This window comes from Clostridium sp. (assembly GCF_050717535.1).
Lineage (GTDB): Bacteria > Bacillota > Clostridia > Clostridiales > Clostridiaceae > Clostridium_AD.
Genome location: NZ_JBOITM010000054.1, coordinates 1 through 11,129, shown reverse-complemented (window position 1 = coordinate 11,129; position 11,129 = coordinate 1). Strand labels below are relative to the sequence as shown.

At 31.4% G+C, this 11,129-nt stretch carries 9 protein-coding genes; 4 read left to right on the top strand and 5 right to left on the bottom strand.

Going from position 1 to position 11,129, the window contains the following annotated elements; all coding sequences use genetic code 11:
- Positions 1 to 147 precede the first annotated feature (147 nt).
- From ACREVU_RS08675 to ACREVU_RS08660, 4 genes are all read left to right on the top strand, one after another.
- Positions 148 to 390 carry a hypothetical protein gene (locus ACREVU_RS08675; protein ID WP_431551207.1) on the top strand — a complete coding sequence of 81 codons (243 nt, stop codon included), beginning with the start codon at positions 148 to 150 and terminating at the stop codon, positions 388 to 390.
- A gap of 717 nt (positions 391 to 1,107) precedes the next feature.
- On the top strand, positions 1,108 to 2,790 hold the full coding sequence (locus ACREVU_RS08670) for a ribonuclease J (protein ID WP_431551206.1): 1,683 nt from the start codon (positions 1,108 to 1,110) through the stop codon (positions 2,788 to 2,790).
- Between the two features lie 288 nt (positions 2,791 to 3,078).
- Positions 3,079 to 3,264, top strand: a complete 186-nt coding sequence (locus ACREVU_RS08665) for a Spo0E family sporulation regulatory protein-aspartic acid phosphatase (protein ID WP_431551205.1) — start codon at positions 3,079 to 3,081, stop codon at positions 3,262 to 3,264.
- A gap of 79 nt (positions 3,265 to 3,343) precedes the next feature.
- Positions 3,344 to 4,546, top strand: a complete 1,203-nt coding sequence (locus tag ACREVU_RS08660) for an EAL and HDOD domain-containing protein (RefSeq protein ID WP_431551204.1) — start codon at positions 3,344 to 3,346, stop codon at positions 4,544 to 4,546.
- Between the two features lie 59 nt (positions 4,547 to 4,605).
- Here ACREVU_RS08660 and ACREVU_RS08655 read toward each other — a convergent pair whose 3' ends face one another.
- The 5 genes from ACREVU_RS08655 to ACREVU_RS08635 form a co-directional block, all read right to left on the bottom strand.
- Positions 4,606 to 5,892: an MFS transporter gene (locus ACREVU_RS08655; RefSeq protein ID WP_431551203.1), complete on the bottom strand. Its 1,287-nt coding sequence runs from the start codon at positions 5,890 to 5,892 to the stop codon at positions 4,606 to 4,608.
- A gap of 376 nt (positions 5,893 to 6,268) precedes the next feature.
- A complete protein-coding gene (fsa, locus tag ACREVU_RS08650) occupies positions 6,269 to 6,949 on the bottom strand; it encodes a fructose-6-phosphate aldolase (RefSeq protein ID WP_431551202.1) in 681 nt (226 codons plus the stop codon).
- Positions 6,950 to 6,968: 19 nt separating this feature from the next.
- Positions 6,969 to 7,835: an SDR family oxidoreductase gene (locus ACREVU_RS08645; RefSeq protein WP_431551201.1), complete on the bottom strand. Its 867-nt coding sequence runs from the start codon at positions 7,833 to 7,835 to the stop codon at positions 6,969 to 6,971.
- Between the two features lie 85 nt (positions 7,836 to 7,920).
- Entirely contained in the window at positions 7,921 to 8,745 is an 825-nt protein-coding gene (locus tag ACREVU_RS08640) for a [formate-C-acetyltransferase]-activating enzyme (protein ID WP_431551200.1), read from the bottom strand.
- 11 nt (positions 8,746 to 8,756) lie between these two features.
- On the bottom strand, positions 8,757 to 11,033 hold the full coding sequence (locus ACREVU_RS08635; RefSeq protein ID WP_431551199.1) for a formate C-acetyltransferase: 2,277 nt from the start codon (positions 11,031 to 11,033) through the stop codon (positions 8,757 to 8,759).
- Positions 11,034 to 11,129 lie beyond the last annotated feature (96 nt).

The window sequence follows — 11,129 nt, the reverse complement described above, 5'->3', positions numbered from 1 at the left end:
TCAAGTGTTTTTTTATAAATATAAGAAATTTCAAAAGATTTTGTTTGAAATCCTGGGGGGAAGAATAAAAATCATCCCTTCGGGATTGAGATATACGGGAGCCTAAGGGTTTCCGAATTCACTAATATTATACAAGGAGGAAGATAAATGATTCTAGATGTAAACACACCACTCGACGACCTTTTAGATGCCTGGGCGACGTATTCAAAAAAACTTTTCTACACTAAGCTAACTTCCAAAGAAGAAATTGATGAATTCGATAAAATAAAATTGGTCTTAAAAACAAAAGGAATTATGAACCTAGAAATACATAACGTATACGAAAAAGAGTACATTTTGCATTATACTAAGCAAGGTGGATTATTTAAAAAGCACTATATTATAAAATAAATAGGTAACTAACTTGAAATGCAAATTGAATCGGGAAAATGTCCACTGATATTAAGTGACATGACTCCTTCAAGTTGCATTTTGTGCATTATATAGAGTTTATTTTAAGAACATTATTTGCTGAAGAAGGTAATATTTTGTGGCTTATAAATTCTTTCTCCACCTTTATTAATTTATAATCGAATATAATCAAATGTAATATGGTATAATTATATTTAATTAGTATAAATTGAGTTGATAATATTGTGGTAACGAAGGTGAAAAGCAGCTTCGAAGATAATAAATAGCTACGTAGGTGTTTATATAAGCCCTAAGCGGAGTAAATTGCTAACTGCAATAATGGGATGATTGGATTAAAATAATTTTATAAAGAAATAGTTATAAAACATATAGTGTAGTAAAGAGAGTGATGTTTATTTAAAAAGCAACACTTTGAAATATAGGTTAATTAGAAAAAATACAAGAAAGGAGCAAAAATAACAAAGCAACAAAAATATAAAAGAAAAGGTAGGTGAAAACCCTGATTTATGGTTAGTTAATAGGAAGAAAATACTTGGGATAGTCGTTGGCATAACAGAACTATTTGTACAATAGAATTGTTAATATAACAGAATTAACCTAATTATTTGAAACCTATGGTACCACCATGCTGTTTAGTCGACAGAACGAAAATATTGGATAAGTAAATCGATGGATATTTAGAAATCAGGAAAAATATTGAATAATAATTATAAAGGCAAAAGTAAAAACAAAATTAAAATTATTCCAATAGGTGGACTTGGAGAAATTGGAAAAAACATAACTGCAATAGAATATAAAGATGAAATTATTGTTATAGATTGTGGAATTTCCTTCCCAGATGCGGATATGTATGGGGTGGATTTAGTTATTCCAGACGTAACTTATCTTCTAGAAAATAGAGATAGGGTAAAAGGAATTTTCTTAACTCACGGTCATGAGGACCATATAGGGGCATTACCTTACGTATTAAAACAAATTAATGTTCCAGTTTACGGAACACGTTTAACCTTAGGACTTGTAGAGAATAAGTTACAAGAACATGGGATAATAGCAGATTGTACCCTAAATGTAGTAAAAGCAGGAGACATTATAAAACTAGAAAAACTAAGTGTAGAATTTATAAGAGTTAGCCATAGTATTGCAGATGCTTGTGCCATTGCTGTTCATACACCAATTGGAAGAATTGTACACACAGGTGATTTTAAAATAGACTATACTCCAATTGATGGAGAACTTCTAGATTTTGAGCGGTTTGCGAAATTAGGTGGTCAAGGAGTACTTCTATTAATGGCTGATAGTACTAACGTTGAGCGCCCAGGGTTTACTATATCTGAGAAAGTAATTGGCGAATCATTAAATAAATTATTTTACAAGGCTAAAGGAAGAATAATAGTAGCTTCCTTTGCATCAAATATTCATAGAATACAACAAATTGCAAATGCTTCAGTTATGCATGGTAGAAAAATAGCCTTTAGTGGAAGAAGCATGGAGAGAATATCTCAAGTTGCTATGGATCTTGGATATTTGCATATACCACAGGAATCTATAATTACTGTGGCAGAAATTCATAATTATCCTGATGAAAAAGTAACAATAGTAACTACTGGGAGTCAAGGTGAACCACTTGCTGCATTAACAAGAATGGCATCAGCTACTCATAGAAGTATTGAAATACAAAAGGGTGATTTAATTATTATATCTGCATCTCCAATTCCTGGAAATGAAAAATTCATTTACAATGTTATAAATGAATTATTCAAAAAAGGAGCTAATGTAATATACAATACTACAGAGGAGATTCATGTTTCGGGGCACGCATGTCAAGAGGAATTAAAATTAATGCATAGCTTAGTTCGCCCTAAATACTTTATGCCAGTGCATGGTGAATATAGACATTTAAAACAACATGCGTTACTTGCAGAAAAATTAGGCATGGACCCAGCAAATATATTTATCGGAGAAACTGGGCAAATATTAGAAGTTTCACAAAATGAATGTAAATTTGGTGGAAGAGTTCAAACAGGAGCTATAATGGTAGATGGACTAGGTGTAGGGGATGTTGGAAATATTGTACTTAGAGATAGAAAGCACCTAGCTGAAGAGGGTATACTTACTGTAGTAGTTACTATAGAAAGAGAAACTTATAGTATACTTGCAGGACCAGATATAATAACTAGGGGTTTTGTATATATGAAAGAATCTAATGATCTTATTAATGAAGCAAGAGATATTGTGAGAAAAGAGTTAGAACAGTGTTTAAATAATAAAGTTAAAGAATGGGCAGTAATAAAGTCTTGTATAAGAAATGCACTAGGTCAGTTTTTATATATAAAAACTAAGAGAAGACCTATAATTATACCAATAATAATGGAAATTTAATAAAAATATATTATTGTATTCTTTGTGATTTAAAATATAGAAAGTATGCGTTATGCAAAAGTCGGTTGCAGTAGCAATTGAAATTGTAATAATGCATGCTTTTCTTTCTTATAAACACATATTTGAATGAAAATTTTATTTGTATTAATAAAAACAAAGAACATATGCTATTTTATATAAAATATTGTAAAAAGGTGTAAATATATGTATAATAGAAATAGTAGAAAATAATATAAATAAATGTATAATTAGTATTAACAATTAAAATATTTGAGAGGTAAGGTGTATATGGATAATATAACTCTTGATAATATTACAATTGAAGATTTAAAGGAACGCATAGATTATTTAAGAGAAATTTTAAATGAAATGTGTTGTGAAGAACAAAATATGGAAGTGAAAGAACAAAGCCTTATTGTAAGTAGGTATTTAGATGAGTTAATTGTTAAATACATGAGACGATTAGGAAACTAGAAAATTATGTGCCACTCACATGGAAAGTGGTAAAACAATATATATTGACAAGAAAATGAAATTACATAGGGAGGATAATATGGATGTTTTTTTAGCAAGGCAGCCCATACTTGATAGATTTAATAAATTATTTGGATATGAATTACTATTTAGACATAGTGAAAAAAATATATACCAAAGTGAAGATGGCGATAAAGCAACAATGGCAGTTATAAAGAATAGTTTTGTAAATATAGGAATTGACAAAGTGACAGGTGGTAAAAAAGCTTTTATTAATTTTACTGAAAATATATTAAAGTCCGATATATTTCAAGTTTTGACTCCAGAATCAGTGATAGTTGAGATATTAGAGGATGTGCAGCCTACAGAGGATATAATAGAGCTATGCAAAACATTAAAAGCACAGGGCTACATTATAGCTTTAGATGATTTTATATATTCTGACAGATATAGACAACTCATAGAAATAGCAGATATCATTAAAGTAGATTTTAAAATTACTAAAGGAAACGAAAGAAGAAAAGTAATTGAACTAGTAAATTGTGAACATATAAAGTTTATTGCAGAAAAAATTGAGACACTAGAAGAGTATAATGAAGCAGTTTCTTTGGGATATTCATACTTTCAAGGCTTTTATTTTAGTAAACCTGTGATGATTTTGGGAAAAAGAATGTCAGAAAATAAAGTTATATATATGAAATTATTGAAAGAAATTACGAGTAGCAATTTTGCTATTGAGGGCATAGAAAATTTAATAAAACGGGATGTGTCATTATCTTTCAAATTATTAAAGCTCATGAACTCTGCCAGTTATAGTTTTATAAGTGAAATAAAATCAATGAAACAAGCATTGGCACTGCTTGGAGAAAAAGAAGTAAAGAAATGGTTATATTTAATGGTCTTCAAGAATATGGGACAAGATAAGCCGGAGATTTTAACTATTAATTCTTTAATTAGAGCAAAGTTTGCAGAAATAATTGCTGGTAAAACAGATAAGAAGATAAATCCTTTCAATGCCTATTTACTAGGAATGTTATCCCTTATAGATTTGCTTTTAGATAGGCCAATAGATGAAATACTTCATGAATTGTTAATACCCATTGATGTAAAGGATGCTTTAAATGGAATTAGTAATAATGGTTATAGTAAATTATTAAGTTTAATTATAGCCTATGAAAATGGAAATTGGGATGAGGTATCAAAAGCTTCAAAGGAGCTTAATATAGAGGAGAATTCATTACCCAAAGCATATTATGAAGCTATTTTCTATACAACAATTTAATGAAAAAATGGAATGGGATGTATTTACAGCCCGTTCCATTTTTTATTTTGAAGCATATTTTATTCGTAAGGTTCGGTATCCATATCTATAGCAGCATCTACAATTCCTCCATTTTTAAGCCTTTGTTCTTTAATAAAGAATACTCTAAAGACAATCCATGCAAGGAAAGTACTAACAGCCGCAAATATTGTAGGTAGATTTAAACTTACAGAAGTTACAAAACCTGCAATAATTGGAGGGATAGCTTGAGCAAGTGACAAAATAGATTGGTTTATGCCTAAGATCTCTCCTTGCTTATCCTTATTTGCTAAATTAGAAATAATGGCTGTACTGTTTGGTTGAGTAAGTCCTTGAAATATAGCTATAAAAGGTATTATTAAGTAAATACCAATAGCTTTAGTAGGTATTAAAAGTAGTGGGAAGGTTATAGCCAATAATATTATGGAAATACTTAAGATGCTCATAGGCTTATATTTTTTAGATAGTGGTCGTAAAAATACACCTTGAGCTATTGCAATCCATATACCCATATAAGCAAATAAATCTCCTATTCTTGACTGATTAAATTTAAATTTACCTATCAAAAATACTTGAAAAAATTGAGTGAAGAAATTAAAACCTACAGTTAAGAGAAAGGCAACCAAAAACATAGTTCTTAAATCTTTGTATGCAAAAGCCTTTTTAATATTCCTAAAACCTGTAAGTGCACTAACTTTAGTTGCTTTTGTTGCTTTAACTAAAGTCTCTGGGAAGTACAATAAAACTAGCAATATGTTTATTGAAGTTAGTATAACAGAAAGCCAAAATGGTGTAGCATAAGTAAACCAGCTTACTATAGTAGGATCTGCAAGCTTTCCACCAATGTAAGGTCCAATAATAAAACCTAAACCAAAAGCCATACCAATAAGTCCAAAATTTCGAGACTTTGTTTCTGGAGTACTAATGTCAGCTATAGCAGATTGTGCAATAGAGATGTTACCACCAGTAAATCCATCTAGAATTCTACCAATAAATAAAAGATAAATATTACTATAAACTATTCCAAGAGCAAATAGAATATATCCAATAAAGGTTCCAATCAGTGAAACTATTAATAGCTTTTTTCTTCCCTTTTGGTCTGCTAAAGAACCTAAAATCGGGGCTCCAAAGAATTGAGCTAGTGGGTAAGAGGCTATTAAGAATCCATATATTAAGGTCCTTGTTGAAAAAACATAGCTAACAGGTAATATACCAGAACGTGGATCTAATAAAACGGCAGGCAATATGGGAATTACAATGCCAAGGCCTAGTAAGTCTAAAAATACTGTGAAAAATATGGGCAGTATGGTGAATTTTTTATTTTCCAAATTAATCGCTCCTTTATTGAATATTAATTATTAGATAAGAAATTTTATTATATTTATATTATAATGAACATTGTTCATAAATTCAATATGTAATAAAAATATATTTTTATTACATATCTTATATTATGAAAAGTTAATTATATTGCATTACACTAGATATAATGTATAATATATACAATTAGTGTGATGCACAAAAGCATAGGCTCATTAGTATACATATGTATATACTGATTATTTGTTCAGAAATTATAAATTATACATAAACCATGTTAACTGCCAGCTACCCTAAAGGTATAGTGGGTTTACACTTAAATTTATAAAAAAACAACCTGTAATAAAAATTACAGGTTGTTTTCTTCTTAGAAAATTATTTTAGTTACTTAACATCTATTGTAGTTTTTCCTATGCCATATACACTTTCCCAATCATTTACGAATTGATTAATACTCCAATCAGTAAGAGGATGTGCAATCATTGCATCTAATATTTCTGGATTTACAGTTACGCAGTGGCCACCGGCAAGAGCTACATTATATACTTGTTGAACGTTTTTAAAAGAAGCAGCTAAAACTTTAGCATCTATATCATATTGATCAAATAATTGAACTATTTGAGCTACGACGGAGACTCCATCACCACTAATATTATCTATTCTATTAACATAAGGAGCAACAAAGGAAGCCCCAGCCACTGCTGCCATAAGCGCTTGCTCCGCCGTAAAGATTGCTGTAGCAGTTGTTTTTATACCCTTTTGTTTAAGTATTTTAATTGCTTTTAATCCTTCAGGTATTACTGGAATCTTAACATAAAGATTTCCACCAATTACACTATTTAAGTACTCAGCTTCTTGCACCATTTTTTCAGCAGTTAGGCTGACAACTTGAACATGTAGCATTGACTCATTACCTATAATTTTTCTGATACCATTTAAAATATCTAAAAAACTTTTATTTTCTTTAGAAATAATTGTTGGATTTGTAGTAACACCCGCCATTGGGTAGAAGTTGTAAGCTTTTTTTATAGCTTCTAAATTTGCAGTATCTATTATATATAACATATACATTTCTCCTTTTGTTTTATAATTTTATTTTAAATTCATTTAAGCATTTTTTAATTCCATCTGTTGATTCTGAAAACTTTAGACCATAGCTTTTAATTTTATCAGTACATAGTCTTACATCTCTTGGGCAATCCTTATATTTTTCTGTGTCGACTTCTAATAATTCATTTATTCTATGTTCTAAACCTACTTCTTTAAATATTAAAGAGCAGATATCATAACGGCTTAAACTGTTATGACTTCCCATATGATATGTACCATAGGGAATTTTAAATATCATTGGGAATTGATCTATAACTTCGTGAACGTAAGTTAGGCCTCTATACTCGTTATTTGTAACTTTTGATTTTTTCCCTTGCATTATATCAGTCAAGGTACCCCAAAGTATATTAGGGGACATGCTACAATTCCGTTCAGGCATACCAAAAAGCCAAGTGAATCTTACAACCCAAAGTTCATCTAATATTTCTTTTAGTAAACCTTCTGCTTCAAGTTTGTTTTTCCCATACATTGTATCTGGGCAAGGAATGGAGTCTTCTGTATATGGACCACTTTCCACATTGCCATTAAAAACTTGTTCAGTACTAAGAAATATCATTTTTGCGTGTACTTGTTTGCAAGCTTTTGCAACGTTTAAAGCTCCTGTAACATTAATTTTATGTGCAAGTTCAGGGTTTTTGTCGCAAAACTGTGTACTTGCTTTTGCGGCTGCATGAATAACATAGTGGGGATTAAAGTTTTTAATAGTTTCATTTACCTGCGTTTCATCTGTGATATCGAGCATTGATGAACTAGCTGAAAGAATTTCATAAGTGTTGTTATATCTATGGGCAAATCTTGTACAAAAAAAACCATTTCCGCCTGTTAATAATATTTTTTTCATTTTAACACCTCATCTTAAATTTTTATATTAATTAAACCATGGGTAGCTTGTTACTAAAATATAATCATAAATCACGAGCATCTGATTACAAGCCACCAACCACAACGTTAAGACCATTGTCTCTCATTACATTTGCTATTTTTTCTATGGATTCAGGAGTAAGAATTTCTATATTCTTAAGTTTATAATCTTGATTTAACAATTTATATTTATTGCTTCCATATTGATGAAAAGGTAAAATGTGAATTTCAGTAAGATTTAAACTTTTAACAAAATTTATTATCTCATTTATATTTTCATCATCTGTTGTATACCCGGGTATTAAAGGCACTCTTGGTATAACTTTTTTATTCAGTTTAACCAAGGTTCTAATATTATTTTGTATTAGATTTATATTTGACCCCAGTATTAGTTTAGCTTTTTCTTTATTCATTATTTTAAGATCAAATAAAATTAAATCTAAATAAGCTGCTAGTTCAATAAGACTTTGGGTATTACCTTGTCCACTAGTTTCAATGGCTGTATTTATACCTAGGCTTTTCAGCTGCTTAAGCAGTTCTATTGCAAAGGCACTTTGAGATAAAACTTCACCACCTGAAAGGGTTACCCCACCGCTTGATGTACGGTAGAAAATCATATCTTTTTGAACCTCTGTCACAACATCTTCTACAGTCATGTATTTACCAAACTGTGTAATTGCACCTGTTGGACATTCATCTACGTCAAAGCTACAGTGATCACAATGGATACATTTACTTTCCATCTTTACAGTTTGAGGCTCAAAGCTTATGGATTCGGGGTTGCTACACCAAGGACATTTAAGGGGACAACCCTTAAAAAATACAATTGTCCGAATTCCATCGCCATCATGCAAGGAGTATCTTTGAATATTTAGTATACATGCTTTCACCTAATCACTTCCTATAAATTATGTTGCGTCCTTCTTATGATGTCATCTTGAATTTCACGGCTTAGTTCTATGAAAAAAGCACTGTAACCTGCTACTCTTATAACTAGGCCCTTATAATCATTTGGACTTGCCTGAGCGCTTTTTAAAGTTTCAACGGAAACCACGTTAAATTGTATATGCTGTATTTTAAGCTTCATAAAGGCATAAAGAAAATCACATAATTTATGGATGCCTTCCTGGCCCTCCAGAGTTTTAGGACTAAACTTAACATTTAATAGACTACCATTTGTTGTTAAGTAATTATCTAACTTGCTCACGCTTTTTAGCACTGCAGTAGGACCAAGCACATCTCGACCAACCATAGGAGACAGGCCACCATCTGCAAGTTGCTCTCCAGATTTACGTCCATCAGGCGTAGCGCCTACAGATTTTCCAAGTGGAATATGAGCGGATACTGTGTAAGACCCAGGTACAAAGGTTCCACCTCTAGGTGTTATATGTTTTTCTACAGCTTTTGAATAGTATCTAAGAATATCTGAACTAAGATTATCTACTTCATCATTATCATTTCCGAATTTATCATATTTATTAATTAAGCGAACCCTAAGTTTTTCATTCTCTGCGCCTTCAAAATTATTATCTAAAGCCTCTACTAGATCCTTTAAAGAAATTCTGTTCTCGTCATACACAATCTTTTTTAGAGCATAAAGAGAATCACTTAAATTAGCTATACCAATACCTTGTACACCGGAAAAATTGTATTTTGCACCACCATAGGTTACATCTTTTCCACTCTCTAAGCAATTATCAATGAAACATGAAAGCAGCGGAATAGGTGCAAATTCTTTATGGGAAGTATCTACTATATTTGAGCCATCTACCATGAGTTTAACATATTTATGGATATTTATTTTTATCTTTTCAATTATTTCATCAAAAGTAATATCACTATTGTTTTTATTTTCTTTTAGGGAAATTTCCATTACCTTTAGTAAGTTAAAAAGTGCTATATCATGTAGTCCGTAAGTTTTTCCAGGAAGTGATAGTTCAACACAACCAACCACGGAATAATCTCTTGCATCTTCTAAACTAACACCTCGATTTAAAAATCCTGGTACTATTACTTCATCGTTAAATATTTGAGGTATTCCTGTACCAAGCCTTATGGTTTCAGCAGTTTTCTTTAAAAAAGCTGGCTCTATAAGTTCATTTACACGTACCCCCAAATTTGGTTGAGGAAGACGGATATCTTGATAGGTATCTAGAGCAAGATAAGATAAACTATTAACTGCAGAGCGCCCGGTTTCTGTAAGCCCTCCAAGGGTTATAGTATATCCAGTTGGGAACCCAGCAAAGTATTTAGCACTATTACTACTTCTAATTAAAACCACATCATTGGTTTTAATCCATAAACAGGTTAAAATTTCTCTTAGACTTTCTTTTGTTATCCCATTCTTAAGGTCATTTTCATAAAAATGGTACATATACTTATCAAAACCCCCAAGGGACAAGGAACTAGCATTGGACTCATATTGTAGGATTACACATAAAAACCACAATAATTGAGAGGCTTCATAAAAGTTTTCAGGCTTTTCTGAAGAAACTTTTGTTGAAATCCTAGCAATTTCTAAAAATTCAGCCTTTCTTCTTTCACTACATTCTTCCTGAGCACTTAGTTTTGCAAGTGTTGCATACCTTAAAATATGATTTCGGGAAGCCTTAAGAGTTATTGTTGAGGCTTTATAAAAATCGTTGCCTGGATATTTTTCAGATAAGTCTATTGTTTCATTAATTATTTGACCAAGACCATAATTTAATAATTTTTCGAACTTGGGAATTATATGCCCTTGACCCTTATCAGTTTGATTAAGTTTGAAAATATCTAAATCCACAGGTCCCCGTACTTCAGGTGTAAGCCTCTTATTTATGAAATCTTTTAAGGATTTACCGGCCCAATAAGGATAAAGAACTTCCCTATAAACTTTTTTATCTGCCTCTGAAATTGTGAAGGGGTCTTGTGGTCTACTCCCTAAGGTATCAAGTTCATCATTAATCCAGTAGGAATCCATTTCGGGAGAAATGATTCCGCTCCTAGGCTTTGATGTCCTATTACCAATTATAAGCTCTTCAGCCCTTATAGATATTTGTACATTTGCCAGTATGTGAGAAGTTGCTTTTGCTCGCCTAATAATTGTAGAATCTTTTACAGTTTCTTTATAGCTTTCTGTATATAGAAGAGCTCTTTCAAGAGACACTTCTCTTTTATTGTGCGCCCGGCATGGGCGCAATCTAATGGGTGAAAGTCCCTAGCACGGGTTAATAGTGCCAAGTGCATAGCTTAAGACAAGGGTGTCCATCGCGAGACGGAATCTGAAGGAAGTCGG

Bases quoted from the DNA above. Each gene is read 5' to 3' on its own strand.
- ACREVU_RS08675 (WP_431551207.1), top strand. From the start codon at position 148: ATGATTCTAGATGTAAACACACCACTCGACGACCTTTTAGATGCCTGG.
- ACREVU_RS08665 (WP_431551205.1), top strand. From the start codon at position 3,079: ATGGATAATATAACTCTTGATAATATTACAATTGAAGATTTAAAGGAA.
- ACREVU_RS08660 (WP_431551204.1), top strand. From the start codon at position 3,344: ATGGATGTTTTTTTAGCAAGGCAGCCCATACTTGATAGATTTAATAAA.
- fsa (WP_431551202.1), bottom strand. From the start codon at position 6,949: ATGTTATATATAATAGATACTGCAAATTTAGAAGCTATAAAAAAAGCT.
- ACREVU_RS08645 (WP_431551201.1), bottom strand. From the start codon at position 7,835: ATGAAAAAAATATTATTAACAGGCGGAAATGGTTTTTTTTGTACAAGA.